This window comes from Glaciimonas immobilis, assembly GCF_011947285.1.
GTDB classification, from domain to species: domain Bacteria; phylum Pseudomonadota; class Gammaproteobacteria; order Burkholderiales; family Burkholderiaceae_D; genus Glaciimonas; species Glaciimonas immobilis.
In genome coordinates this window covers 300127-325884 of sequence record NZ_JAAOZT010000009.1, presented here as the reverse complement: position 1 = coordinate 325884, position 25758 = coordinate 300127, and the positions used below count along the sequence as shown (strand labels likewise).

Here is a 25758-nt window from a genome sequence, read left to right as displayed (position 1 = left end):
GTGTCCCTAAATGCGGATTGCTGGCGGCCAGGTCTGGCCCGACTGACATCCGCACTTATTCCCGGTTCTTCGTTCACTTTTCAGACTCTCGCAGGATTGCCCATGCTCGACTTCACCGATGAACTTGCCAATATTCCTCCAAAAGTAAAAGCAGGAATTCTAGCGGAGGCGTTACCGTATATACGTAAATTTCATGGCAAAACCATTGTCGTCAAATACGGTGGCAATGCCATGACCGACGAACGCCTGAAACATGGCTTCGCACGTGACGTGATTTTGTTAAAACTGGTCGGAATGAATCCCGTTGTGGTGCACGGTGGTGGCCCGCAAATTGAAAACGCGCTCAAAAAAATCGGCAAACAAGGTATCTTCGTTCAGGGCCATCGCGTCACTGACGAAGAAACCATGGAAGTTGTCGAGTGGGTATTGGGCGGCGAAGTCCAGCAAGACATCGTGATGCTGATTAATCACTACGGCGGTCAGGCAGTTGGCTTGACCGGCAAAGACGGTGGCCTGATTAGGGCGCGCCGCATGAAAATGCCGGATAAGCAAAATCCTGGTCAATTTCTCGATATCGGATTCGTTGGTGAAATCGAGGCGATCAATCCAGCAGTCGTAAAAGCATTGCAGGACGATGCCTTTATCCCGATCATTTCACCTATCGGATTTGGCGCAGACGGTCAGGCTTACAACATCAATGCCGATGTTGTAGCGGGCAAGATTGCCGAAATTCTGCACGCAGAAAAACTGATCATGATGACCAACATCGCCGGTGTCCAGGATAAAGAAGGCAATCTGGTGACGGATTTGTCAGCCCGTGAAATCGATGAGATGTTTGAAGACGGCACGATCTCAGGCGGCATGCTGCCCAAGATTTCATCGGCACTTGATGCGGCCAAAGCCGGTGTGAACGCAGTCCATATCATTGATGGCCGGATCGAGCACTCCTTGCTGCTTGAAGTATTAAGCGAGCAAGCTTTCGGCACTATGATCCGCTCGCATTAAGCATTAAGCATTAAGCATTAAGCCTAAGCACAACACAGGTAGCAAACCAGTGCTACGCTGAAGGCATCAACGAATAAGGGAGCAACAGCGCGATGCTGTTGCTCCATTTTATTTTTGGTTGAATCGGTAGCGTGCTTATGCGGTTGTAGGGGCTAGCAATGCGCATTGTTCGGGTGTCAGATAGCACCAGTCGCCCTCTTCCAGCGCTAACGATGCCAATGTCATGGCGCCAATCGCGGTCCGCTGCAATGCGACGCAATGGTTGCCCGCTGCGACCAGCATGCGCTTGACCTGATGATATTTACCTTGCTCCAGAACGATTTCGATATGCTGTTCGTCAATCATTTTACAGCTTATGGCCCTCAACGGAGCTGGTTCGTCGTTGAGTTGCACGCCGCCAAGTAGTTGTGCGACTAGTTCCGGGGTAACCGGATCGTGGGTGGTCGCGACGTATATTTTAGGAACGTGCCGTTTTGGTGAAGATTGGGCGTGGATGAAGCTGCCGTCGTCGGACATTAGCAATAAACCCGTCGTGTCGTGGTCTAGCCTGCCAACTGGCTGCAGTTCGCGCCAGGTGAATTCTTCTGGCAAAATTGATAATACGCCGGGGTGATGGCTGGGCTTGCGGGAGCATTCGATGTTGGGGGGTTTGTGCAGGGCGATGTAGACGCGCTCGCGGTAAATCCATTCTTCGTCGAACAAGACGAAGACTAAGCCGTCGGTGTCGAGCTTGACGCGGTAGTCGTTGATGATTTCACCATTGATGGTGATTTCGTTGTCGTCGATTAGGGTGCGGCAGTATTTGCGGGTGCCTACACCTTGGGATTGGAGGATGCGGTCCAGGGATAATTTGGTCATGTTGTTGATATTTAACGATGATGATTAGGGCGTGTTGATATTCGCCGTTATTGATTTAAAGATTCTTATTTTGCGTTGGCGCTGTAGGTCGCGTGCTCAATAACTGAAACGGTTTGTGCTCCGTGGATACTAGTCGGGGTGGACCGACAGCCAGTGCCTTTTTCTTGCTTCGGCTAGGCGCCCCCGCAGAAAAAAGCACCAAAAAAAAAGGCGACCGCAGAGGCGTCGCCCGCCGTTGGCGGGTCCCCGGTTATTTCGACTATCAGTCGGGTCGAAATACCAACTCGCTGGCGCTCAGATATGTATTCCGACAATTCCCGACTGACAGCCAAAATAACCGGCAACGACAACTTCAATGGCACTTTTATGCTGACTTACTCATAGGCAGCACGGGCAACCGGTTTATCAACCACGCTAACGCATACCGTGGGTTCGTACCTGCCCGCGCATCCTGCAAGGAAAGCACAACGCTGGGGCGATTTTGCGGAAGTCCGATTATTTGGCCAGCTGGACTTTGGCGTATGCTGCTAACCAACGCTGATGCATGTCGCAACCTTCGAGATTCAGACCTGGCGATTTGATGCCGAAAAAGCGTTGTTCGCGGTTTAGCAGTGCATGTGCTTGCTGGACCGTGGCAGCGCCGTACAAGAGTTGCAGGGCGTCGGTGTAAGGTGCCGGATCGTCCAGACCGATCAGACTTTCGATGCAACGATAAACCAGTTGGCGATCTGCGCTGATTTGATTGAAATGGCGAATCCAGTCGCAACCTTCGCGGACGGCTTCATGGTCGCCGATGGCTAATGCCAGCAGCGTTTTCAGTTCGCCGACCCGTAGTTCTTTCCATAACGTATCGACATCAGCGACCAGACCGATCAAGGCCGCGACCGGGCGCTGATCCGCCAGGCCCAGTTCGTTTAGCTCTGCTAGCAAGTCGGTACATTCTTCGTCATCCAAATCTGCCAGGAATAAAATCGGTTCGCGGATTCCGTTACCGACGCTGACATTATCCCATTCCAAATCTTCGACAGGGTATATATCCGACATGCCGGGCACCAGAATGCGGCAGGCATATACATCCAGATGGGTGAAATCTGCGATATAGATTTCGTGACCTTTGGCGTGAATCGCGGCAATCGACCATGCGTAATCTTCGGCAGTGGTGTTGCTAAAGTTCCAGTCGCTGAATTCAAAATCTGGCGTATCGCGCAGGAAGTTCCAGCTAATGATGCCGCTTGAATCAACGAAATGGATCTCGAGATTTTGTGAGTGCGCAATTTCTTCCAAATCGAACCCCGGCTCTGGAAAGCCACCTAACGCGTCCAATGCGCGACCTTGCAACAACTCAGTCAGCGCACGTTCAAGGGCGATCTCAAAACGCGGGTGTGCGCCAAAGCTGGAGAAACAACCCTGATCGGTCGGGTTTAATAATGTCACATTCATGACCGGATATTGTCCGCCGAGTGATGCGTCTTTAACCAATATCCCAAAGCCAGCCGCACGCAAGGCGCGGATGCCCGACGCGATGCGTGGATAGCGGGCGATGACTTCTTCTGGTACGTCCGGCAAGCACAGGCCGTCTTTGATAATACGGAATTTGACATCGCGCTCGAAGATTTCCGAGAGCGCCTGGGTGCGGGCCTCGGCCTGAGTATTGCCGGCTGACATACCGTTGCTGGCGTACAGATTGCCAATAATATTGACCGGGAACCAGACCGTCTCACCATCGCGTTCACGCACATACGGGATGGCGCAGATGCCGCGATCCTGATTACCGGAGTTGTAATCGACCAGCATGGTAGCGTCAACGGTGCCTTCCGGATTGTAGAATTTTTGTAGTTCGGGGGTGAGCAAACCTGCTGGCCATGCTTCACTATCGTCGTTGAGTTCAAACCATTTTTCGCGCGGATAATGCACAAACGGGCCATTCGCTATTTTCTCGCCAAGGTAAAAATGGGTCCAAAAATAATTGCATGACAAGCGCTCAAAAAATTCGCCCAGCGCGCTGGCGCGTGATGCTTGCTCGGTTGCGCCTTTTCCATTCGTGAACAGCAACGGGCAATCGCGGTCCCGAATATGCACCGACCAGCAACCATCCACCGGATTGAGCCACGAACGTTCTTCAATATGGAAACCAAGCGCCTCCAGCTTTCCTTGCATCGTGCTAATTGACGATTCTAGCGAGGCATCTTTGCCCGGAATAAAGTGTTCTGTTGACATGTGAAATCCTGGAAAAGTAAAAAGAATTTGGGTGTGGCGCTGTCGACGCTATCCAATGTAACGCGCTGGAACGGTCGGACAGATGCATGGCGCAACGAAAATAGCAAAAAAGACAACTACCCTCAGCCTATTTTTGCGAATGTCGTGATGATACATCGTGTGCATGCGCACGGCAAAATTCGATGAAAAATTGCGCAAAATGAAGTCCAAACCAATCAAGGTGGGGCAACGACTGCAATCAAAAAGCCACTTTTAAGGAGTCGCTGCAATGCGCAAACGTAGCGACTACAAACCGCTGCTTAACTGGTTGGCCTAAAATACCCCTAGCGGTACGTGCGCTTGAAACCTCAGGCCTTTCGCTAGCCACTTCGCGAGATCGTACCATTCTGGACGTCAGGCGTCGGCACCCATCATAAACAGTCATCAGGAAAGCAAACAATGGCACAACCTAAAGCAGTATTCGATTGGTCCGACCCACTTTTAATCGATCAACAGTTAACTGCCGATGAACGCATGGTGCGCGATGCGGTGCGCGCATACGCGCAAGATAAACTTGCTCCACGGGTGCTGAAGGCTTTTCGTCATGAAGAGACCGATCCGGGTATCTTTCAGGAGATGGGCGAACTGGGTTTGCTCGGCGCCACGATCCCGACAGAATACGGTGGCGGCGGGCTCAGTTATGTCGCCTATGGTTTGATTGCGCGCGAAGTCGAACGGGTCGACTCGGGATATCGATCCATGATGAGCGTGCAATCCTCGCTGGTGATGGTACCAATTAATGCGTTTGGGTCGGAGGCGCAAAAACAGCAATATCTGCCAGCGCTGGCAAGCGGTAAAACTATCGGTTGCTTTGGCTTGACGGAACCAAATCATGGCTCTGATCCGGGCAGCATGATTACGCGCGCTAAAAAAGTTGATGGGGGCTATTCGTTATCTGGCTCCAAAATGTGGATCACCAACGCCCCGATTGCCGATGTGTTTGTGGTCTGGGGCAAGACAGAGGATGATGTCATCCGTGGTTTTATTTTGGAAAAGGGATGGAAAGGACTCTCAACGCCGACGATTCACGGCAAAGTCGGTCTACGTACCTCGATCACCGGCGAAATCGTCATGGATCAGGTATTTGTGCCAGAAGATAATCTTCTGCCGGGCGTAAAAGGACTCAAAGGTCCATTCACCTGTCTGGATTCAGCGCGTTTTGGCATCGCCTGGGGCGCACTTGGCGCCGCCGAAGATTGCTGGCACCGCGCCAGGCAATACGTTATAGATCGCCAACAATTTGGCCGCCCACTCGCCGCAAATCAGCTGATCCAACTTAAATTAGCCAATATGCAAACCGAGATCACATTAGGTCTGCAAGGTTGCCTACGGCTTGGGCGCATGAAGGATGAGGGAACGGCCTCGGTGGAAATTACCTCGATGATGAAGCGCAACTCTTGCGGCAAAGCGCTGGACGTCGCCAGACTGGCGCGCGACATGCTGGGTGGGAACGGGATTTCAGACGAATACGGCGTTATTCGGCACATGGTCAATCTGGAAGTGGTCAATACCTATGAGGGCACACACGATGTCCATGCATTAATTCTCGGGCGGGCACAAACGGGTATTCAGGCGTTTTCTGGTTAATTTGATTAAATTCAAGGGGAAAAATTGACGTTGCGCTAAAAACGTAAAGCTTACATTTTCAATCTTCCAAGTTTCAATTTTAGTGTTGACATGCATCGGTGCGAGCGCCGCACCGGTCGTCATTTGCCATTTTCTTAAACGGCATATTAACGTTGCAACGGTCAACACTTCACACTTCGCATTCGGTGTTTTAAGTTCGCCAGGCACCGCCCCGGAACGAATCCATGGATCCGCTATTTTCCGGCGGCATGATGGCGAAAGCATTCGGTCGTGTGATCGTCTATCAACCCTACCCCCTGAAGATAAGCGTAAATTATCGTTGAACCGACAAATTTGAATCCGCGCTTAAGCAAGTCTTTTGAAATTTGATCAGATAGTGGCGTTTTTGCGGGGCTGGGATTCCCGTTAAACCAATTCCCTTGCAAGGGCCTGCCCTCAACGTAAGCCCACAAAAACGCGTCAAGTCCACCCACCTCTTTACACAACTGCAAATAGGCTTTGGCGTTGTTAATGGTGGCGGCAATTTTGAGCCGATTACGGATGATTCCGGCATTCGCCATCAGTTCGGCCACCTTGTCGGCATCGTAGCGGGCTATTTTTTTCGCATCCCAGCAATCAAAAGCTACACGATAATTTTCTCTTTTATTGAGAACGGTCTCCCAACTAAGTCCGGCTTGCGCGCCTTCAAGATTAAGCATCTCAAATAACCTTGTCTCGTCATGACAGGGTACGCCCCACTCCTCGTCGTGATAACGCAGATAGAGCGGATTTTTTAAGTTTACCCACCCACAGCGGGGATTCGTGGGCGCAATGCTGCCACCATCGCTGATGCTCTTAATGTCATGGCTAGCAATCTCGTCGAGCGCTTCTTTTGCTTTTACGCTGTTAATCGTCATAGGTGCGTGGCGGTAGTTGTGCGGCGGTGGTTGCACAATAGTACGTAAAAGATATGCAATAATTAAGCAGAATTTTGGAAAGATAATTCTCTGGGTACTCTCAAAGTATGTGGCCGTATTGTTTCTTTTTTGCCTCTGCTCCGAAATAGTTGATGCCTTGTATTCGCCGCCGTCGCTAACGTCCTGTTTAATGATATCAATGTTGGCATTAATATAAATGTCAAATCTGGCATCAGCGTTAGCACCAATAATGACGGTAACGACCACATTCAGCAGAGCGCCGGTTCGCGCTCAGGCCATTACGATGGCAACCCGTCAGAATGCAATAGGCCATTACGATGGCAACCCGTCAGAATGCAATAGCCCATTCTCATGTATCGCAGGCCGCCTTTGCCGTAATGTAAGTCATCCGCCAGCAGTCAGGGCCAGCTTTTTCCATCCCCTTGCGATCTCTGCCCTAAGGCGTCGGTAAGCCTGGTAACGATAGATAAGATGCGGGCCCTGATCAATCTGAAGAAAGTTCTCAAATTTTTCGATAGCTACAACAATCATACTTATCCTGAGTACCATCGCAGCACCTTTTAAACGATGTACGCGCGCGGCAATGAGCGCGTGATCGTTGGATGCTAAAGCCTGTCCAATTCTATCTAAATCGTGTTTGACACTCGCACGAAATAACGCAATGATTTGCGGATCTATAGCATTGTTTTCTGTCACTGGATTCGCAGAAATTGGCGAGCTCATTACGTCTGTGCAATTATGTAAAACGCTACCAACTTCCGATTTGGCCATCTCAGAAAAATCACGTGTCGTATGCCCCATGATAATCTCCGCCCTTGCAGCTCTCCCACTTATCCTGAAGGTCTCCATCGTCGCACAGCGCAAATCGGGCTTCTTAAGCCGTCTTTTGTCGGTGCGTTTGATCTTTATAATCAGGGCGTTTAAATCTTCGCTCCGAAGTGGTTTTTTTAACACCGCGCTCATGCCCGCATCAACGCAACGTTGTAGATGGTGGGCGTCAGTCGCAGCAGAAATAGCGACAAGCGGCGTCCGATGGCGACCTTTGGATTCAGCTTTACGCACTTCTTGCGCAATTTGATAACCGTCCTTGCCCGGCATATAACAGTCCAAAAGGATGAGAGAAAATGATCGCTTCGCAATTAGCGCTAACGCTGCGTCACCATCACTAGCTTCCACAACGTCGCAATCCAAAGCTTCTAACTGGCGTTTAATGCTAAAAAGATTGATAGCGTGATCATCCACCACCAAAACGGAAAACCGCGACTTGCGTTCAGTGAATATCGCATCAGGCGGTACCTGCCCATAGGGGTTTGATTGCTGATGAATAACATTGCATACCGGTATCGCTGTTTGAATAAAGTAACTCATCTCTGCCACGTTCTAATAATTAAAAATAATGTTAAACAAACGCGGAGCGCGATCCCATCGGTTTGCGCCTGGCGGCGCGTCGTATCCGTGCGCGATACTGCCAGTAAGGCGACGGTTTTGCCTACTTGTTTGCAGCCCAACATGCCACACGCATATTTACTGGCACGGTGCGCGCTTTGAGGCCCTGCCGAGGGCGCCATCGCAAATCAGATAGCCCCCCGCTCCGGCCCTGCGTCCTGCCTCAACTTCTCGCCATCACGCAGGCCATGCGTGGCAACTACCCGCCAGCCAGCGTGCGATCCAACGTATGCGCTCACATACAAAGGCCAGCGTAATCGCGGTTGATTCTAATTTATAAATGCTATGGAAAATCCTTGAATATCACAGCAATTTTCGAAGGTCTACTGATAGTGACCCCTCTCATGCAAAACGAAATGCGCCAAAAGCAATAGATATCCACCAAACGCCTGAGAGATACTATATCATCTATTTAATATTTAAAAATCAAACAATAACTATATATGATCGAAAAAATCCCCTTACCATCGAGTGGCGACCACAACGCAGTTGCGCTCACCGCGAAAAATCTTACGTATCTGATCGGTAAAAAAGGCGTAGATGCCGCTGCTGTATGCCAGGCAACGGGGCTCGGAATTGCTACTTTTAACAGTCTACGCAGGGGAGTTGGCAACCCTACTCTCTCTACATTGATGGGTTTATCAAATTATTTTAATGTGAGTGTGGGTGAATTAACTGAAATAGATTTATCAGAGAAAAAATTAAAACGAAGTTCTGCTAAAACTATACCTCTCATAAAAATGAGCGATTTATGCATGTATCTTGAACAGAAACATGATAAATATGACACATATACTACCGAAATTGAGGAGACAAGCGCAAAAGGTTATTTTTCTATTCTTATTAATAACGACTCGCTCTATCCGGGATACTCTTCCGGAACGGTTTTCATTATTTCTAAAGACGACGAGCCATACGACGGGGATATAGTATTAATAAAAATTGGCACTCATCGCCCCTGTTTCAGAAAAATTTTTATTAATGGCGATAATTTTATATTCTCGTCTATCACATTGGAAAGCGATATCTCACCATCAATTTATAAAGACTATCAAATGATAGGTGTCGTACTTAAATCAATTAAAACGTTTTCCCAAAGATAACGTCGAACGACCGCCGCTAAAGTAATTTATAAACGCAAATTAAAATATAAGGATGACATTTTCCATTGCTAGATGCTATGGAAAATAAAACGATGAAAGAAAATCAACGACGAGACGGCAATTTTAAACTATATGGATTGATTGTTGGTCTCACTGTTACGATAATGATTACATGTGACACATTGGTGTATAAGACAATTAGTTTTTATGATTTCAAAATAACGGCAAGTGGCATAATATTTTCACTTTGTTATTTATTATCTACCATTTCAACAGAAGTTTACGGTTATAAATTGGGTGGCAGAACAGTATGGATACTCGTTATTACTCAGACGGTTTTTGTACTATTAATAAATGCGGCATCAATTATCCAAGTAAATAACAACGACATATCGAAGCTGTACTATGGTCTGTTTCATGAATTTTGGCTAGTAATGATTGGTACGTGGATATCCGTTCCTGCATCCTATTTTTGCAATGGCTTAATAGTTTCAAAGCTAAAAATATATTTTAATGGTAAGTTGTTTTTCATACGATTTATAATTTCATCAATGATTTCCCAAGCCGTATTATTATTAACAGCCTATCCAATTAGCTTGTCTTCAAAATATAGCACTACCGACCTTATTAATATAATAGCCACGACATGGTCTTATAAAGTGTTAATGTCACTCATATTGTTACCAATTGGAATATATTTAGTTAAGACTATTAAGAAAATTGAAAAAACTGATTATTATGATTGGAATATTTCCTATAACCCATTTTTAGTTTTTAAGGAAAATAAGGAAGAAGATGATAGGAATTACTTTGGAAGAGAAAATGAAAAATAAAAATGTTATAAATATCTTGCAGATTACAGATATGCATTTATTCTCAGACAAAGCAGCCACGCTGCACGGGAATTGCACCTACAAATCATTCTCTAACACCGTGGATCATATAATTTCTTGTTATAACGAAAAGTTTGACATCGCTATAGTAACTGGCGATGTTTCGCAGGATGAATCCCTGGAATCCTATGCATTAGCCTTACATCAACTTGAAAGACTAGGCGTTCCCATCTACTGGATTTTTGGTAATCATGATGACGAGTATAAAATAAAATCCATTTTCAATACTTCTCGTGTCCTAAAACAATTAACAAAAATTACGACAGGATTTTGGGATTTTATTTCTTTAAATACTAGCAGACCCGGTACAGCTAAAGGATATATCGATAGCGCTGATTTTTCTATATTTGCAGAAAATGTAAAAATATCACAGTTAGCCGGTAAAAATATTGCGATTATTATGCACCATCATCCGTATCCGGTTAACACGCCACTTGTTGATGAATGTATGTTACAAAACGACGAAAATTTCTTTAGATTAATCACTGAAACAGAGCAGATAAAGTTGATTATTTGTGGACATGTGCATGGCGATTATAAAATATTAAATAAAAATCATGTATTGGAAACTTGTCCTGCAACATGTTTTCAATGGAATAAGGGTACCGATAATGTTGAAATTGAAAACAGGAGTGGTTTTAAAATCCACAGATTTAATAAAAAATCCCATAGATCATCAACAATTTTTATCTAATATATTTATTGTCCAAATAGGTCACATTTTCTGAATTTATCTCTTTAATTTCTTCTTTTGATTCATTTACCAATTCATTTATTTCAATTGAAATTCGTCTACCCTTGTTGAATCCCGACGTATAGGCTATTTTAAAAATATCCGACACGGATATATTATCAAACATATCTATATTTTTGCATATATGCTCCCCTGAATATATTTCTTCAGTAGCGTTATTGGATATTTTATATAAATTATTCCGTAATACTTCTTTTATCCTGTATGAATCCAGTTCTTTTTTTAGAATATATTCGTTTAGATGAATGTCCATTAAATTTTTTGGATTGATTGCTTGCATAATACTTGAACTACCTACAATATCGTTATAAGTTATTTTTATATAATCATGGCTTCCATATTGTTTGAAAATGTAAATTGTTTCATTCGATAACTCACTCACCATTTTCTCGCTTAGGGTTAATTGATACGGCGGATTGAAAATAGAGCTCGCCCATTTTTTTAATGACATAAATAATTTCATAATTTCATAATTTCATAATTTCATAATTTCATAATTTCATAATTCTCTACAATTTCGCTTAATTGACAAATAACCTCGCGTATTTCGTGAGGCCCCAATAATTTCTTCTGATATCTGGCTTCCATGTAGGACACTCTACGCCCTACAGCAGGCCCCTTGCAGGTATCCGGCCCGCTTCCCTCTATTAACCATAAATTTAGTTCGGTTAGTTATAAGAACACCAATAAATATATCTCAGGATAACTGTATTTACATACAGTATTATGCCTAACAAATCCTGCACTGTTACCCGATTTTATATAGTTAGGTGTTTTACTTAGTTGAAGAACTTTTTTCGCCTCAAGTGTCGTCCACATTAACGCGTGCCGCTCACGATAAGTTCCGGTTCTATGTAGAGCACGCCCTACTTCCAATGCAAAATTGCACAAAACAATAAGCTTCCTGACCGATTTAAAAATATGTAATACGAATGATAATGAAAATCATTATCATATAGTATTATAATAGCCAATAAATAATGGTCTCGCACCTACAGGATTCAGCCACGTCGGGCCTTCGATATCCTTTGCAGAAGGAAGTTACCAAATATCGCAAGCACGTAGTCGATGCATCAACTTTGCTAGTTCTCACTGATTTCCGGCTCTTCCTGCTTACTTTTTATGTTTAAAAATATTTTATTTCAGATCCATTGGTTTATCGGTATCACCGTAGGTACGTTGCTGATGCTCATCGGCCTTTCTGGCGCGATATTGTCGTTCAGAGAAGAATTGCTGGATGTCGTTAATCCCGGCGTGATGACGTTGGCTTTAACACCCAATCCGCTCCTTACTCCCGATGAATTGCTCGGCTCAATACAAAGCTTGCAGCCGGTTCATAAGGTTGCACAAGTGACGGTATTTGCTGATCCGCATAGGCCAGCGCGGGTCAACTTTGCACCTGCACCGGGAGCAAAGCGCGGTGAGATGCGATATGTCAACCCGACCACCGGCGCGTTACTGCCGCCGTTGCAAGGTGATGAATTTTTTGAATTTGTCGAGCGCTTCCATCGCTACTTTTTGCTCCCTCGCGATATCGGGAGGGTGCTAGCAGGGTGCGCTGCGTTGGGCCTGATATTTTTGGCGCTCTCTGGACTCTACTTACGCTGGCCCCGGCGCCCGTTGGCATGGGGCAATTGGACCACTATAAATTTCGCGCTCACCGGCCGGTCGTTTTTGTGGAATCTGCATTCGGTCTTTGGTACATGGGTGTTAGTACTCTACCTGGTACTTAGTCTGACTGGTTTGTATTGGGCCTTTGACTGGTTTAAAGACGGTGCAAACAAGCTGGCCGATGAAACGTCTGGTGCCCGACAGATGCAGCCAAAACAAGGTGATGTTCCGCCTAAGTCCAGGATCGCCAGCGGCGATAAATCTGCACTGCGACCGAAACAAGAAACTAAAAATGCCTCAGATATACCACCGGCCGAGGCCGGACATTTGACCATTGCCTGGCAGGTATTTTTGCGCGAGTCAGCTAAAACTGCTGGCTATAGTACCGCACGTTTGCGTGTCCCCGACCAGGTCGGCAAGCCTGTTGAGATTACCTACCTTGACGCAAATCCTGCACATGAGCGCGCCCGTAATCAAATGAAGGTGAATGGGCTGACCGGCAGCGTTATGCAAGTTGAGCGGTATGCCGATAAATCTATGGGCGGACGCTTGATTAACAGCGTGTACCCGCTGCATATGGGGACTTACTTCGGATTGACCGGACGCATCCTTATGACCCTGACTAGCCTTGGACTGCCCCTTTTTGGCATCACTGGCTGGATGTTATATCTGGATCGTCGACGTAAAAAACACCTGGTGCGCCTCGGACGTGCCGCGCTAGCGGACGATGCTATTCCTGCCGTCCGAACGTCGGTCACAACAAACACACTATTGGTCGCCTTTGCCAGTCAGACCGGCTTCGCCGAAAGTGTTGCGTTACGCAGTGGCGCGGCATTGCAAGCTGGCGGCATGTCGGTAACGATACAATCATTGTCAACGCTAGACCCGGAACGCTTGCGCCACTTTCATCGGGTTCTGCTGATTGTCAGCTCCTTTGGCGAAGGCGAGCCACCCGATAGCGCACGCCGCTTTGCGCGCCAATTGACTAAACAGGTCGGGCAATTTCTGCCGCATCTGCAATATGCTATTTTGGCGCTGGGTGACAGTAGCTATCCTCAATACTGCGGTTTCGGTCATACCCTTCAGCACTGGTTCCAAAATCAAGGCGCACAGGCATTTTTCCCGATGATCGAAGTTGATAATGGCGACGCCGCCGCTTTGTCGCGCTGGCAGGATGCATTGGGCAAACTGACCGGCACAGCGGTCACACTTGCTGCGATCGCGAACGCCCCGGACGGACCACTGGCAATGGATTATCAACGGTGGCGCTTGAATGCGCGCAAGCAATGCAATCCCGGCAGTCAGGGCGACCCGATTTTTCATCTGGAATTTGCGCCACCGGATCAATCCCATAAGCACTGGGTGTCGGGAGCGTTGGTGGAAGTCTTACCGCGTCACTCCGTCGAACGGATCAACTATTTCTTGCGGCGTTCGGGACTGAACAACAGCGTTCCCGTGAATTACGAGGGAAAGCAATACGCAATCGGAGAATTACTAGCGTCCAGCAACTTGCCGAACATTAACAAAGACAGGCTACCAATAACTGCGCAAGAATTAGCCGATCAATTGCGGCCATTAGGAACGCGTCGCTATTCAGTCGGCTCAATTCCTGAAGATCGCAACGTCCATCTTTTAGTCCGGCAAGTTAGCCACGATGACGGCCTTGGACTGGCATCTGGATGGCTGACTGAGCACATTCCGCTCGACGACGAGGTCGAGATGCGCTTGTTACCCAATCCTTCTTTCGAGTTGATCAGTACCGACACACCATGTATTTTTATCGGTAACGGTTCCGGCATTGCTGGCTTGCGTAGCCACCTACGCGCAAGAGCGCTCAAAGATCAACGCAAAAACTGGTTACTCTTCGGAGAGCGCAATCAAGCGCATGACTTCTTTTACGAAGAGGAAATTCAACAATGGCTGGTCAGCGGCATCCTGTCCGATGCAGATTTCGCATTTTCACGCGATCAGCCAGAAAAAATCTATGTGCAGGATCGGTTACGTCAGGCAGCGGATAAGTTACGCGTATGGATCCATCGAGGCGCAATCGTCTACGTTTGCGGTAGCCTTGATGGGATGGCTGCAGGCATAGACAGCGCCCTCACCGACATCCTCGGCGAGGCAGGGTTGGACGATCTGATCGCGGCAGGACGTTATCGTCGGGATGTTTATTAAATTGTGCACGCGCATCCGTGGTTGGGGCACGGATGCACCATGGCATCATGATTGGTTGACTGGCGCAACGATTAACGCCGCTGATCCTGTCGCACTTTAGATAATTCAGAGGAGAGCGCACTAACGAATTGAATTTTCTTATCGGAAGTCAGCGAGACCGTACCCACAGAACCCGAGAAAAAATCCGAAATTTCAGGCACCGACAGAAGTCGCGCCTTCCCGGTCTGGTCATTCGTTGCATAACAATATAAATGCTCAAAATATTCAGGCTCTGCGAACGTTTTTGGCTGCGTTGTCCCGATTAAATTTTGTTGTTCAGATGGACTCAACATTTGCAAAAATGGATCTATCAAATGATGCTGGACCTTTTTATCTTGTGGGCTCCCGCAGATACGGACAAAAATGTGATTAAGGTAAAGACCTTCCATAGTGCCCTTAATTGAACAAAGCTGTACAGGGTGAGGATAGCCATTTTCAACTATTGCGCGCGCAGCGATCATACAAAGATCACCACAATTCCCCATTTTTTCACTGAGTACTGCGCTAGTCAGTCGCATAAAATCGTCTGTAGTAAACTCATTTACAGGTTTTTCATAAGTGTCTGCGGAGCGATAAAGGTCGAGTTGCTGTTTCTTCAACTCCTCCGGGCACTCGCCTCGCAGAAGAATTTCTAAATTTACACTTTTCGTTATATGTGCCTTAACATAATCCACGCCGAACCTTCCGGCCTCACTAGGTGTCGCACGCGAAAAATTGCGCTGCCCTACACGATTTGGAACGGCACCTGCGCCAATTTTAAATGCTCCTGAAACTTCCATGCGTGACTCCTTGTCAATGGCAAAAAAACCATCCCAGCAAAATCACCGCAATGTTGGACCTTATGATGTTATTCGATGGTCATTTAACTGCCGACCATGCAGGAGAGTCGAATTATCTGCCGGATACTATCGGTACGTAAATCCACCACATAAAAGACTGTATGCAGATGCGACACTATCGCGATGCCAAATCGGAATTATCCGCCCGACCGCAGTTGGTTAATCCGAGCGACCTATTGATCATCGGTCTATTGCGATGCGGTTCTCAATAGCCTTACCGAAAGTTAAACTGGGTAAGGAAAGTATTGAATTTTACTATCGGCGTCAAGAGAAACCGTAGCAACAGGACCCATTCCAAGTTTCGAAATATCGGGTAGCGATAAAAATCGTCCCTCACCTGTTTTTTCATCAAGTCCCATACAATATAAATGACTTACGCAATCATCCATTACGAACGTTTGAGGCTGAGTAGCTCCAATTAAACTCTTTTGCTCGTCCTCGCTTAACATTTGTATAAGTGGATCTATCATATGACTTTCAGCACTCGACGATTTCCGGTTCACATGGATGAATAAAAAAACGTGATGCAGCACGAATCCTTCTGCGTCACCGTTAATTTGGTATATGTGAACGGGACCAGGATACCCATTTTCAACTATGACGCGTGCAGCAAGCATGCAAATATCAACGCTGTGGCCGATTCCACGACTGCGCACGCCGTCAGTGTGATCGATAAAATTTTCTGTGGTAAACGTATGCCAAAATTTATTGTAAGTGCCCGCACACAAATAAACGTAACTTTGCTGCTGTATCAATACCGTCTGATCTTGTCGCCGCAAAGCTCGCAAATGAAAACTATCTCTTATGTGCGTCTTAAGATAATTCACCGCGTACTTTCCGACCTCAGCGGCTGTTGAGCGCGAAAAATCAGGTCGCGGTTCACGATCCGCAGCGGTAGCTACGTTGAAATTATGGGGCGAAACGAACATGCTGGTTTCCTTGTTTATGCCTAAGAAAGAGTCTCACCGCAGTATTTGGCGTTATCAATGCCATCACTCGCGATCCCAAAGGTGTCTAGAATATTGGTTAGTACCAGCAGGTTAAAAACGTACTGTTTTGGTTCCCACCTAAGATGAATCCATTGCTGAAATACTTTGCGTATACACAGGCCCATAAGTTTGCAGACAAACCCACAACGACATAAATATGCTATTGGATGCATCGCGCTGTCGATATCAGACCAGAACTAAATGTTTCTCTTATTAATAGGATTGGTACGAATTGGGACGACTAAAAGGTAACTTGCCGCAACGATAATCATTGAAAACGCAAGGCGTTCTACTACGCGAGGTTGATATGGGACGACTGCACGAGCGGTTAAATGATGGGGATACACCACCCGACCTCTGATAGCCGCAGCCGGAATGTCTTCTTCAGATGTCGTCCCCGCTGCTTGCAATAGTAGTTTGCCGCAGGAACTATTCACGGTCGCCGTCGGCAATATAGACGGCCTGCAGGGGCAGCCGATTACGCAAGTCTATGCAGGCGATTTACAAGGCAATCTTTGGGCGATCGATGTCTTCAATACTGACGCTACCAAATGGACGGTGCGACTGCTGTTTCAGGCCCGCGATGCGCTGGGAATATCCAACCAGTGACGGCAGCCCCGGTGGTGTCACTGCATCCAAATTACCCGCGCTTGTTGGGTGAGTTCGTGATGTTTGGGACCGGCCAACTATTGACGTCGGCAGATTTGACCAATCAGTTGAAACAAGCCATTTACGGCATTTGGGACAAACCCGTAAACACCCTTGTGCCAACCCGCACCAATTTGCAGGCGCAGACACTGACAGCGGCGACCGGAGGGATGCTGACGGATACCACTACAGCCGTCAATTGGAATACTAAATTCGGCTGGTACGATGACTTACCGGTGGCAGGACAGCGCGTCGTCACTGCACCCGGCCTGTTAAACGGCGCGTTTATGGCGACACTTAATACGCCCCGGCAGCAACCACTTGCACTTACTGCTAGCGCCGTCGGTACCCAAACGAAGGATTTGACCTGCGCTTCATTAACGGTTCATCAGGCCAATCAGCAGTCCGCATTGAGCACTACCGCGTCTCGCAAACAGCCGCATGCTGGCATCCTTAATGTTTTGGTAGTGCGCTGCACTCACGCGTGCTTTAGGAATATCGCGCAATATCCAAATCATAAAAAAGGTGCCAGGCCTATTTGCCAGCACCTTTTTGCTTTCTTTTTTCCGCGTCGCAGCCCCACCTGGCCGACCTCAGTCAAACAATTCCTGCCAGAAGCTTTCTTTCTTTTTAGGACGATGGCGATACCCGTCGGATGACGATTCTCGGTCGTGATGTGCCATCCGATGGTCGAGCTGGTGTCGCCCCGATCTTTCCGGCGGCGCATTCACGGGGGTCAATTCCTGCAGTGATTGATCAATGATTTTATCGAGCTCGCCGCGATCCAGCCAGACGCCGCGACAACTCGGGCAATAATCGATCTCGATATTTTGGCGCTCACTCATCACGAGTTCTTTTTCTTTACATACGGGGCAATACATGAAAACCTCCAATGATCAGCAGTGATCAAAAAAACGATGAACGCGATTTGCAGCAGATGTTGCAACAACTATTGCAATAACATTACGGTAACGAATACCTGAAAATTACGCAGCAGATATTTCCCGGTTACTCCTTATTCACAAAGCCGAGCAGGTGCAATAGACTGGTGAAAAGGTTAAAAATCGACACAAACAAACTGACCGTCGCCATCACGTAATTAGTCTCGCCGCCACGGACGATATTGTTTGTTTCATATAAAATCATTCCTGACATCAACAGCACAAAGACCGCAGATACTGTCAGCGATAAAGCGGGTATTTGAAGAAAAATGCCTGCCAGAGCGGCGACAAACGCCACCAGTACGCCGACCGTTAATATACCGCGCATGAATGACAGATCGCGCTTGGTGACCAGGGCGTAAGCCGACATTCCGAGAAAAATTGCTGCGGTGCCGCCCAGCGCCATCATCACCGTCAACGTGCCATTTGGCATCTTTAAATAAACGCTGATAACCGGTCCTAGCGTGTACCCCATAAAACCAGTTAAAGCGAAAACCAGCGCCACGCCCAGACCCTGGTCCTTGTATTTAGTCACCAAAAATAAAAGGCCGAAATATCCCGCAATCGTGATCAGAATCCCCGGTCCGGGCAAGTTCAGCGCGGCCGTGACGCCAGCGGTGATAGCGCTAAAGCCCAGACAGAGTGACAGCAACAGATAAGTATTGCGCAAGACCTGACGCGCAGCGCCGTCCATGACCGTCGTGGTCGAATACTTGGGAGTGCTGTTTCTGAGCGTGTTGTAACGGTTATTCATACAAGCCTTTCATTTTTAGTCGGTTAAGTAATCCGACCCGTGGGTGACGGATCGTTAAGCAATAATTCCTTTGCAAGCGGAGCCACCGCTTCGGTGCGTGGGCTAAATTTCACCCGCCGAATCGCTTTTGTCCGCGCTAGCAGACGATCCACGCTTTGCGCCGCGCGTTGTGCGGCCAAGTCCACCATGGCGGGTATATCACTGCCTTTTTCGGTCACCATGACCGTTGGAAACCCCGCCATCGTCAAATGTATCTGGCAATGCTTGTCGACCCCGCCTTTAGGACCATTTTGATCGGTGATGCGTACTTTTAATGTCTGAATGCCGTAATGTGCACGGTCAAGCGTCAGGCCGAGACGATGTGCTACATACTCACGCAAACGGCTACTTAGCTTTACCCCTTTTGCAACGATTGTCGGTTTCATTGATAACTCCAATTCGCTTTAGGAGTAATAATGATAGCGTCGTGCCGAATATTTAAAAAGCGAAGATAATAGAACTATTACTTCGTAAAAACAGAACAATGAAAACCACCGGACTGAACTTTCGCCACCTCCACTATTTCTGGGTAGTCGCCAAAGAGGGTAGCGTTACGCGCGCCGCCGAACGCCTCGGCGTTGCAGTGCAGACCATCAGCATGCAACTGGCCCTGCTGGAGCAAGCCATTGGCAAGGCACTGCTGGCACCGCAAGGCCGACGACTGGTATTGACAGAAGCGGGACGCCTGGCGCTGGTCTATGCGGACCAGATATTCCTATTGGGCGAGCAGATGCAAGAGGCGCTGGCCGCAGCCAACGATGATCGCACCTTGCGTTTATCGGTTGGCATATCGGACTCGCTGCCTAAACTGATCGCCTCGCGTTTGCTGGACGCCGCCCTACGTCTGCCGGAGCGGGTAAAATTGGTATGTTACGAGGATAAGTTTGAGTCATTACTAGGTGATTTGACGGTACACAAGCTCGATGTAGTACTGACTGACCGGCCCGCGCCCTCCGGCACCACGCTGCGGGTATTTAGCCATTTGCTGGGGGAAAGCGACATCGCATTGTTCGCCACGCCTGAACTGGCCCAACGTTATCGCGACGATTTCCCCACCAGCCTGAATGGCGCACCGTTATTGCTACCGACCCGCAACAATCTGATACGTGGACGGATTGATCACTGGTTTGAGGCACGTGGTTTGCGGCCCAATGTGGTGGGTGAATTTGATGATAATGCGCTGTTGAATACCTTTGGCCGGAGTGGGTTGGGCTTGTTTCCTGCGCCGTCCGCACTTGCCGCAGATGTTGAAGAGCAATTTGGCGCCGAACACATTGGCAAGCTTGATCAGGTGCACGAGCAATTTTATGCCGTCTCAAATGAACGCAAGATCAAACATCCCGCCGTCGAAGCGATTCTTTCAGCAATCCATGGGCGAGTATTTACGCACCTCAAACCTGCGGCCAAGCCGCAAACTAAGCCACAGATCGAATCTAAAACTAAACGCAAATAAAGCACCCGGCTAAATTTACTACATCAACCAGATCAACTAAATCGGCATGAAAAAAATAATTTGGTGCGTGCCGTACCCATCATCACAATAATCTACACCTATTCCAAAACTAAATTAATGTACCTAAAACACTTCCCTTTTTTCGACAAAACGTCTTACATAATCGTCAGCCGGATTTTTCAAGATCTCAGCGGGTGACCCTTCTTGCACCAATTTTCCATCGCGTAAAATGGCGATCCGGGTGCCAAGACGCAATGCTTCATCGAGGTCATGGGTAATAAATATGATCGTCTTCTGCAACGTTGCCTGCAGGTCCAGCAATTGCGCTTGCATCTCGCTGCGAATTAATGGATCAAGCGCACTAAAAGCTTCGTCCATCAATACAATATCGGTGTCCATCGCCAGCGCCCTGGCCAAGCCAACGCGTTGCCGCATGCCACCGGAGAGCGCGTCCGGATAATTGTTCTCATACCCAGAAAGTCCCACCCGCTCAATCCAGTCGCGTGCAGTCGCCAGACTTGCGGCACGATTATCGCCGCGCACCAGCAAGCCATAAGCCGTATTCTCCAGCACGGTCTGATGCGGCAACAGACCAAAGTTTTGAAACACCATGCTGATACGGCGGCGGCGCAGATCGCGCAATCCGGCGGCATTCAACGTCAGAATGTTTTGCCCATCGACAAATATTTCCCCGGCAGTTGGATCGATAAGGCGGTTGAAATGCCGTACCAAGGTGGATTTGCCGGAACCGGACAAACCCATGATGACAAAGATTTGTCCCGCAGCGATTTGTAAACTGACGTGATCCAGACCGACATTGCAATCATTTTGCTGCAAGATGTCTGCCTTGCTCTTGCCGTTGCGCAATTGCTTTAGCGCTTCCTGTTCGCGAGGGCCAAAGATTTTAACGATCTGACGCGCTTCGATTTTGATCATTTAAGGATTTGCTCTTTGGTTTGCGGATGCTTCAATGCAGTCCGCTGGCGCCGCGTTAAGCCATATCCCTGGCTGATGCGATCAATCACAATGGCGAGAATCACAATGGCAATACCGGCCTGCAAGCCGGTGCCGGTGTCCAAAGTCTGAATACCCTGCAATACATCCTCGCCCAGTCCGCGTGCGCCGATCATGGACGCAATCACGACCATGCCGAGCGCCATCATCGTTGACTGATTAATCCCCGCCATAATACTCGGGCGGGCCAGCGGCAATTGCACGCCAATCAACAGTTGCCATTTGCTTGTCCCGAAGGACCACGCAGCCTCGGTCAGATCGGCATCGACCTGACGAATCCCGAGATCGGTCAAGCGAATTAGCGGCGGCAACGCATACACCACGGTCGCAAAAATCGCCGGTACTTTGCCCAGACCAAAGAGCATAAGGACCGGAATCAAATACACAAACGTAGGCAAGGTCTGCATCACGTCCAGCACTGGCGAAAGAAATTTACGCAACCACGTACTGCGCGACATTAATATCCCCAGCGGAATCCCCATTGCCAGCGTGATCGCCGTCGATACCAGCATCAATGCCAGCGTCTGCATCAGCTTGTCCCACAGGCCAAAAGCACCAATCAGGTACAGCAGAGCAACCAGCAAACCACTGGTAACCAGACGTCGCGTTGCATGCCATGCCAGCAGCCCAATTGCGAGCAAAACGAGCCATGCCGGGGCCGCCCGCAGGGTGGTTTCAAGTGGCACCAGTACCCACGTTAGTACTGCATCACTAATCGCATGGAAACTATCGCCGTAATGCGTCACCAGCCATTCGACACCCCGATTAATTATCTGCTTTAACGAAAGCGAAAAAAACATTACTTGACGCTAGCCGTAAGTTTGATCGCTACATCGTTGGGCACCCATTGTTTCCATATCTCCGGGTACTGCTTTAGAAAATTATGCGCTACCTGGCGGGCCACTAGTTTTTGGTCGGCCATTTCTGCGAGTGACTTGTTCAAGACATCAAGCGGAATATTGACCCTGGACAAGAACGCGCTGAGAACCGGATCAGCATTCCTGAAAACGCTGGAAACTCCCGCCTGAATCAGCGCCTCGGGGGCTGCCGAACCGCAAGGATTGGCAGCCTCTTTATCTGCTAATGTCTTAAAACACACAGCATTAAAAGCTGGCTCCTGCAATTTGATAAATTTGAACTTCCCCATTAGCGCGTTCGGTGCCCAATAATAAAACAGCAGCGGTTTGCCGCGCTGATAGTCCGACGTGATGGCCGCATCCAGCGCCGGCCCGGTGCCGGGACGAAAATTAACATAACTATTGGTGAGCTTATAGGCCTTCAATTTCTGCGTATTGACACCTTCACAGGTCCATCCGGTCGGACAGTTTAGAAAACGCCCTTTCGATGGTTCTTCTACGTCCTTAAACAATGCTTTATAAGTTGGCAGATCCGCGACCGATTTAAGCGCGGGTGCCATGGGCTTGATACCACGGCTGGCATCGCCCTTGATGACATATTCCGGCACATACCAGCCTTCGGTTGCGCCTACGATGACTTTGCCGAGCGGCACTACGCTACCAGCCTTAGCCGCTGTATTCCAGGCATCGCTGCGCCCGACCCACTCTTCGGCCAGCACCTGAATATCGTTCTTTGACAGCGCCACTTCCATCGCTACCGTATTGCCGGGAATGCTCTCCGTTTTACAGCCGTATCCTTGTTCCATGACGGTGCGCATTACTTCGGTCAGGACGGAGCCGCTCTCCCAGTTAAGGCCGGCAAATTTGACGGTCTTGCCGCTAGCGCACCAAGGCGAGCTTGTAGTCGCTGAAACGGGTCCGGGCACAACTAATGTCGTCAAGGGGGAGGGGGATGCCGCATAGGCGGCATAGCTGCCTGGCAAGGAAATACTCGCCAGCGTTAGTACAGCACGTTTAATAATACTTTGAAGCAGTAGAATCCGCTGGATCTGCTTGATCGTCATCTTTACCTCTGCCTTTAGATTGTGCCAGCTACCTCGGCTAGCCATGAATGGAATATTTAACCAGATAACATTCCGTTCAGCAAGTCAACCCGCGACTGTCGTCCCCATCTGTCCGCTCGCGAATTTGCTATAAACCAGACCATCGTAACAAATATTTCGCTGTCCACTAGAAATGAAGTTGGGATTTCGAGCCATCCGGCCCACCGGCCTCCAATAGCAACTGCAGATACTGTCGCGAGTCATTAGAAAGCGGATTGTCAGCCAAGCAAAGTAGCCCGTTTGCAGACAGCTCCATTACCCATTCAGGAACATCTACGATCGAATTCCTGTTGGCCGTTAATGTCGTTAGGGACCCGGGCCGAAATTTTGGCAGACCGGTTAACCAGGTATCGTTGGCATGTATTGCCTCCACTGAGTGGGGCAAGTACTCCGATAAATATTTCAATGGGTTATCGTTGATATAAATCTTGATCAAACCCTCGACCAGTTGGTCTGGCAGCACTTGTATCCTGTTACGATCAAGATAAACATACTTCACAGAACTGGACAGGACCGGCACCTCTGTCAACAAATTTCCTCGGGCGCGGATCGTCTCCAGACGTGGCAACATCAACCCCTCCAGACTAGTGAGTCGGTTATTATCAAGGTTAATTTCCCAGAGATTAACTGATAACTTATCGGTGATAAGTACCAAATTATTATCGCTGACATCAAGAATTAGCAGGGGGAAAGGTAGCGCCTTCGACAAACTGCTCAACAGATTGTGAGAACCGTCAATTACTATCGCGCAAGGAGGTAAGTCGTCCCCAAGCTCCGTTAGCTCATTATAACTAACGTCAAGATGCTCGATGAATATCGGCAGGCCTGTCAAAGAGGTCAGTCTATTATGACTAATATCCAGCTCGGTTATGCAAAGTAACGCGATATCGGGCAAACTGCGCAGGTCAAGATGACTTAGGCTGAGCGTAGTACCGTCTCGTTCATAGCAGTCTTTGACATTGGCGACCGCTACATCACGCTTCTCACGGGCACCGGGAATCGCCTTTTTTTCCCACGCATCCAATTCGGCAAAATATTTTTCCTTCTTGAATTTTGCTCGTTCAACCGAAGTTAACGGAAGAGCCTGAACCGACCGGGAAAATGGAGTTTTAAAAGATGCGAGCAGGCTGATCATGGGAATACTCTCGTTTGAATAGACAGTTTCCTTTATAAAATATGCGCGCCAAACGCGCCTTCATATTTCGATCATTAGCCTTACTTTACAGATGCAAAGACTTTCGTCGGAACTTAACGAGCGTGGTAAACAATGCCCCTGCGCGCAGTAACGGGAATGATCCGTAGCCAATGAGGAGCGTAAGCATCGGCATCCCGTTCGAGGTTTTCCGTGGTTGCAACGTTCACAAAGATTCCCAGTGGGGTCTATTGCTCCATATCTAAAAAAATTGCGCTTAGCCTGATGTTGCGTTTACTTTGGACGTTTTTAAACGCCTATGAATTTCACCCGATAATAACTCGGATTAAAATCCAGGTCATGGATAGCTCGCTGTACGTTTTCAGGAAAAGGATTATGCCTTACATAAAATCGCGCAGCCCCCGCAAATGCTATTATTCCCGCAGGAATACGCGTAATTTGATTGTAGCTAACATCGCATGTTCTCAGCGAAGGGGAAAAGTATTCTGGCAAATCCTTTATCTGATTATTACTGACATTAATTTCGGTCAGATAAATAGGCGAGACCGACAGATGAGTGAGGTAATTGTTGTAGGCAATAATGACCTCGATAAAAAAAGGTAAAGAATCGGACAAGCTCTTCAAGCGATTATCTGAAACATCAAGGTACGTTAGATTCGTAGGCAATATCTTTGGTAATTGTTCCAATTGATTGAAATTCAGGTGAAGTTCTATCACACCGGCTGGCCACACTTCTGGCAGGTGAGTCAAAAGATTATGGTCGGCATAAAGAAATTCAAGAAGATCAGGCAAGGTAGGCAGGCAGGTCAAACAATTATTACTGAGATTCAAATACTTGACGGAAGGCGGCCAGCTTCCGGGCAAGCTGGAAAGACCGAGATCATTCAGTTCTAGCCAAACAGCATCCCTTTTTTTACAATCTTCCATTCTGTTGCACGCTATCTCTCGATTTTTACCTTCTCCAACCGGGGCATTCATTACCCACAATCTCCATTCTTCGAAGAGCTTTTTTTCTTTATCCGCGACTACCTGTGTACTTGATGTTGATCGATTAAAATCAACCGAAGCGGTGGGTGATGGTTGCGAAGATCGAATGGTCAGCATAGTAAAACCCTGGTGCGGATGGGGGTCTTCTTTTTACAATCTATGCGCAATACGCGCATTCATATTTCAATCATTCATTACCTTTGCTGAGGCACTACAAGAAAAATTAAGGCCTGTACAGAACGGGCCTAAAAAATGAGGGGCCCATTTTTAGCGAGAATATCTCTGGTGCACCGGATATTTATTTCGCACGACGCAAGGACGAAATAAGTTTGCAGCT

24 protein-coding genes are annotated in these 25758 nt (G+C 47.9%); 9 read left to right on the top strand and 15 right to left on the bottom strand.

What is annotated here, in order from left to right:
- Positions 1-102 precede the first annotated feature (102 nt).
- Positions 103-1005 carry an acetylglutamate kinase gene (gene argB / locus HAV38_RS15740; RefSeq protein ID WP_168056318.1) on the top strand — a complete coding sequence of 301 codons (903 nt, stop codon included), beginning with the start codon at positions 103-105 and terminating at the stop codon, positions 1003-1005.
- A 135-nt stretch (positions 1006-1140) separates the two neighbouring features.
- Here the strand turns inward: argB and HAV38_RS15735 are convergent, their stop codons facing one another.
- Entirely contained in the window at positions 1141-1863 is a 723-nt protein-coding gene (locus HAV38_RS15735) for a pseudouridine synthase (RefSeq protein WP_168056317.1), read from the bottom strand.
- Between the two features lie 495 nt (positions 1864-2358).
- The gene (gene ycaO / locus HAV38_RS15730) at positions 2359-4080 is read right to left on the bottom strand and encodes a 30S ribosomal protein S12 methylthiotransferase accessory factor YcaO (protein ID WP_168056316.1); all 1722 of its coding nucleotides are present in this window, start codon (positions 4078-4080) and stop codon (positions 2359-2361) included.
- A 438-nt stretch (positions 4081-4518) separates the two neighbouring features.
- Between ycaO and HAV38_RS15725 the strand changes: the two genes are divergently transcribed.
- Entirely contained in the window at positions 4519-5706 is a 1188-nt protein-coding gene (locus HAV38_RS15725) for an acyl-CoA dehydrogenase (RefSeq protein ID WP_168056315.1), read from the top strand.
- 233 nt (positions 5707-5939) lie between these two features.
- Here HAV38_RS15725 and HAV38_RS15720 read toward each other — a convergent pair whose 3' ends face one another.
- Together HAV38_RS15720 and HAV38_RS15715 are read right to left on the bottom strand one after the other, a co-directional pair.
- Positions 5940-6518 (bottom strand): DNA-3-methyladenine glycosylase I, encoded by a 579-nt coding sequence (locus HAV38_RS15720; RefSeq protein ID WP_168056476.1) that lies wholly within the window; start codon positions 6516-6518, stop codon positions 5940-5942.
- Between the two features lie 489 nt (positions 6519-7007).
- Complete coding sequence (locus tag HAV38_RS15715; protein ID WP_168056314.1) at positions 7008-7991, bottom strand: response regulator; 984 nt, start codon at positions 7989-7991, stop codon at positions 7008-7010.
- A gap of 521 nt (positions 7992-8512) precedes the next feature.
- Here HAV38_RS15715 and HAV38_RS15710 point away from each other — a divergent pair.
- From HAV38_RS15710 to HAV38_RS15700, 3 genes are all read left to right on the top strand, one after another.
- Positions 8513-9172 (top strand): helix-turn-helix domain-containing protein, encoded by a 660-nt coding sequence (locus HAV38_RS15710; protein ID WP_168056313.1) that lies wholly within the window; start codon positions 8513-8515, stop codon positions 9170-9172.
- Positions 9173-9264: 92 nt separating this feature from the next.
- Complete coding sequence (locus tag HAV38_RS15705) at positions 9265-10005, top strand: VUT family protein (protein WP_168056312.1); 741 nt, start codon at positions 9265-9267, stop codon at positions 10003-10005.
- On the top strand, positions 9995-10759 hold the full coding sequence (locus HAV38_RS15700) for a metallophosphoesterase (RefSeq protein ID WP_168056311.1): 765 nt from the start codon (positions 9995-9997) through the stop codon (positions 10757-10759). The genes HAV38_RS15705 and HAV38_RS15700 overlap by 11 nt, the downstream gene beginning before the upstream one ends.
- Here HAV38_RS15700 and HAV38_RS15695 read toward each other — a convergent pair.
- On the bottom strand, positions 10752-11270 hold the full coding sequence (locus tag HAV38_RS15695) for a hypothetical protein (protein WP_168056310.1): 519 nt from the start codon (positions 11268-11270) through the stop codon (positions 10752-10754). The genes HAV38_RS15700 and HAV38_RS15695 overlap by 8 nt on opposite strands.
- A gap of 671 nt (positions 11271-11941) precedes the next feature.
- Here HAV38_RS15695 and HAV38_RS15690 point away from each other — a divergent pair.
- On the top strand, positions 11942-14605 hold the full coding sequence (locus tag HAV38_RS15690; RefSeq protein ID WP_168056309.1) for a PepSY domain-containing protein: 2664 nt from the start codon (positions 11942-11944) through the stop codon (positions 14603-14605).
- 71 nt (positions 14606-14676) lie between these two features.
- On the opposite strand, the gene HAV38_RS15685 is transcribed toward HAV38_RS15690, so the two are convergent.
- Together HAV38_RS15685 and HAV38_RS15680 are read right to left on the bottom strand one after the other, a co-directional pair.
- Positions 14677-15423 carry a hypothetical protein gene (locus HAV38_RS15685; RefSeq protein ID WP_168056308.1) on the bottom strand — a complete coding sequence of 249 codons (747 nt, stop codon included), beginning with the start codon at positions 15421-15423 and terminating at the stop codon, positions 14677-14679.
- A 284-nt stretch (positions 15424-15707) separates the two neighbouring features.
- Positions 15708-16412 (bottom strand): hypothetical protein, encoded by a 705-nt coding sequence (locus HAV38_RS15680; RefSeq protein ID WP_168056307.1) that lies wholly within the window; start codon positions 16410-16412, stop codon positions 15708-15710.
- A gap of 435 nt (positions 16413-16847) precedes the next feature.
- Between HAV38_RS15680 and HAV38_RS21680 the strand changes: the two genes are divergently transcribed.
- Positions 16848-17081 (top strand): hypothetical protein, encoded by a 234-nt coding sequence (locus HAV38_RS21680; RefSeq protein WP_209216769.1) that lies wholly within the window; start codon positions 16848-16850, stop codon positions 17079-17081.
- Entirely contained in the window at positions 17078-17779 is a 702-nt protein-coding gene (locus tag HAV38_RS15675) for a PilC/PilY family type IV pilus protein (protein WP_209216767.1), read from the top strand. Before HAV38_RS21680 ends, HAV38_RS15675 begins: the two co-directional genes overlap by 4 nt.
- Here HAV38_RS15675 and HAV38_RS15670 read toward each other — a convergent pair.
- The 3 genes from HAV38_RS15670 to HAV38_RS15660 form a co-directional block, all read right to left on the bottom strand.
- Positions 17714-18001: a TFIIB-type zinc ribbon-containing protein gene (locus tag HAV38_RS15670; protein WP_168056306.1), complete on the bottom strand. Its 288-nt coding sequence runs from the start codon at positions 17999-18001 to the stop codon at positions 17714-17716. The genes HAV38_RS15675 and HAV38_RS15670 overlap by 66 nt on opposite strands.
- Before the next feature lie 127 nt (positions 18002-18128).
- The gene (locus tag HAV38_RS15665) at positions 18129-18815 is read right to left on the bottom strand and encodes a Bax inhibitor-1/YccA family protein (RefSeq protein WP_168056305.1); all 687 of its coding nucleotides are present in this window, start codon (positions 18813-18815) and stop codon (positions 18129-18131) included.
- A gap of 23 nt (positions 18816-18838) precedes the next feature.
- Positions 18839-19240: an HPF/RaiA family ribosome-associated protein gene (locus HAV38_RS15660; RefSeq protein ID WP_168056304.1), complete on the bottom strand. Its 402-nt coding sequence runs from the start codon at positions 19238-19240 to the stop codon at positions 18839-18841.
- Between the two features lie 98 nt (positions 19241-19338).
- On the opposite strand from HAV38_RS15660, the gene nhaR reads away from it, so the two are divergent.
- On the top strand, positions 19339-20307 hold the full coding sequence (gene nhaR, locus HAV38_RS15655; RefSeq protein ID WP_168056303.1) for a transcriptional activator NhaR: 969 nt from the start codon (positions 19339-19341) through the stop codon (positions 20305-20307).
- A 123-nt stretch (positions 20308-20430) separates the two neighbouring features.
- Here the strand turns inward: nhaR and HAV38_RS15650 are convergent, their stop codons facing one another.
- From HAV38_RS15650 to HAV38_RS15630, 5 genes are all read right to left on the bottom strand, one after another.
- A complete protein-coding gene (locus HAV38_RS15650; protein WP_168056302.1) occupies positions 20431-21243 on the bottom strand; it encodes a quaternary amine ABC transporter ATP-binding protein in 813 nt (270 codons plus the stop codon).
- Positions 21240-22121 (bottom strand): ABC transporter permease, encoded by an 882-nt coding sequence (locus tag HAV38_RS15645; RefSeq protein ID WP_168056301.1) that lies wholly within the window; start codon positions 22119-22121, stop codon positions 21240-21242. Before HAV38_RS15645 ends, HAV38_RS15650 begins: the two co-directional genes overlap by 4 nt.
- The gene (locus HAV38_RS15640; protein ID WP_221313794.1) at positions 22121-23242 is read right to left on the bottom strand and encodes an ABC transporter substrate-binding protein; all 1122 of its coding nucleotides are present in this window, start codon (positions 23240-23242) and stop codon (positions 22121-22123) included. The genes HAV38_RS15645 and HAV38_RS15640 overlap by 1 nt, the downstream gene beginning before the upstream one ends.
- Before the next feature lie 166 nt (positions 23243-23408).
- On the bottom strand, positions 23409-24416 hold the full coding sequence (locus tag HAV38_RS15635) for a leucine-rich repeat domain-containing protein (RefSeq protein ID WP_168056300.1): 1008 nt from the start codon (positions 24414-24416) through the stop codon (positions 23409-23411).
- A gap of 306 nt (positions 24417-24722) precedes the next feature.
- Positions 24723-25538, bottom strand: a complete 816-nt coding sequence (locus tag HAV38_RS15630; RefSeq protein ID WP_168056299.1) for a leucine-rich repeat domain-containing protein — start codon at positions 25536-25538, stop codon at positions 24723-24725.
- Between the last annotated feature and the right edge of the window lie 220 nt (positions 25539-25758).

What these genes read in the sequence shown, in the direction of transcription:
- argB (WP_168056318.1), top strand. Translation starts at nt 103, where the DNA reads ATGCTCGACTTCACCGATGAACTTGCCAATATTCCTCCAAAAGTAAAA.
- HAV38_RS15735 (WP_168056317.1), bottom strand. Translation starts at nt 1,863, where the DNA reads ATGACCAAATTATCCCTGGACCGCATCCTCCAATCCCAAGGTGTAGGC.
- ycaO (WP_168056316.1), bottom strand. Translation starts at nt 4,080, where the DNA reads ATGTCAACAGAACACTTTATTCCGGGCAAAGATGCCTCGCTAGAATCG.
- HAV38_RS15725 (WP_168056315.1), top strand. Translation starts at nt 4,519, where the DNA reads ATGGCACAACCTAAAGCAGTATTCGATTGGTCCGACCCACTTTTAATC.
- HAV38_RS15715 (WP_168056314.1), bottom strand. Translation starts at nt 7,991, where the DNA reads ATGAGTTACTTTATTCAAACAGCGATACCGGTATGCAATGTTATTCAT.
- HAV38_RS15710 (WP_168056313.1), top strand. Translation starts at nt 8,513, where the DNA reads ATGATCGAAAAAATCCCCTTACCATCGAGTGGCGACCACAACGCAGTT.
- HAV38_RS15705 (WP_168056312.1), top strand. Translation starts at nt 9,265, where the DNA reads ATGAAAGAAAATCAACGACGAGACGGCAATTTTAAACTATATGGATTG.
- HAV38_RS15700 (WP_168056311.1), top strand. Translation starts at nt 9,995, where the DNA reads ATGAAAAATAAAAATGTTATAAATATCTTGCAGATTACAGATATGCAT.
- HAV38_RS15695 (WP_168056310.1), bottom strand. Translation starts at nt 11,270, where the DNA reads ATGTCATTAAAAAAATGGGCGAGCTCTATTTTCAATCCGCCGTATCAA.
- HAV38_RS15690 (WP_168056309.1), top strand. Translation starts at nt 11,942, where the DNA reads ATGTTTAAAAATATTTTATTTCAGATCCATTGGTTTATCGGTATCACC.
- HAV38_RS15685 (WP_168056308.1), bottom strand. Translation starts at nt 15,423, where the DNA reads ATGGAAGTTTCAGGAGCATTTAAAATTGGCGCAGGTGCCGTTCCAAAT.
- HAV38_RS15680 (WP_168056307.1), bottom strand. Translation starts at nt 16,412, where the DNA reads ATGTTCGTTTCGCCCCATAATTTCAACGTAGCTACCGCTGCGGATCGT.
- HAV38_RS21680 (WP_209216769.1), top strand. Translation starts at nt 16,848, where the DNA reads ATGTCTTCTTCAGATGTCGTCCCCGCTGCTTGCAATAGTAGTTTGCCG.
- HAV38_RS15670 (WP_168056306.1), bottom strand. Translation starts at nt 18,001, where the DNA reads ATGTATTGCCCCGTATGTAAAGAAAAAGAACTCGTGATGAGTGAGCGC.
- HAV38_RS15665 (WP_168056305.1), bottom strand. Translation starts at nt 18,815, where the DNA reads ATGAATAACCGTTACAACACGCTCAGAAACAGCACTCCCAAGTATTCG.
- HAV38_RS15660 (WP_168056304.1), bottom strand. Translation starts at nt 19,240, where the DNA reads ATGAAACCGACAATCGTTGCAAAAGGGGTAAAGCTAAGTAGCCGTTTG.
- nhaR (WP_168056303.1), top strand. Translation starts at nt 19,339, where the DNA reads ATGAAAACCACCGGACTGAACTTTCGCCACCTCCACTATTTCTGGGTA.
- HAV38_RS15650 (WP_168056302.1), bottom strand. Translation starts at nt 21,243, where the DNA reads ATGATCAAAATCGAAGCGCGTCAGATCGTTAAAATCTTTGGCCCTCGC.
- HAV38_RS15645 (WP_168056301.1), bottom strand. Translation starts at nt 22,121, where the DNA reads ATGTTTTTTTCGCTTTCGTTAAAGCAGATAATTAATCGGGGTGTCGAA.
- HAV38_RS15640 (WP_221313794.1), bottom strand. Translation starts at nt 23,242, where the DNA reads ATGACGATCAAGCAGATCCAGCGGATTCTACTGCTTCAAAGTATTATT.
- HAV38_RS15635 (WP_168056300.1), bottom strand. Translation starts at nt 24,416, where the DNA reads ATGATCAGCCTGCTCGCATCTTTTAAAACTCCATTTTCCCGGTCGGTT.
- HAV38_RS15630 (WP_168056299.1), bottom strand. Translation starts at nt 25,538, where the DNA reads ATGCTGACCATTCGATCTTCGCAACCATCACCCACCGCTTCGGTTGAT.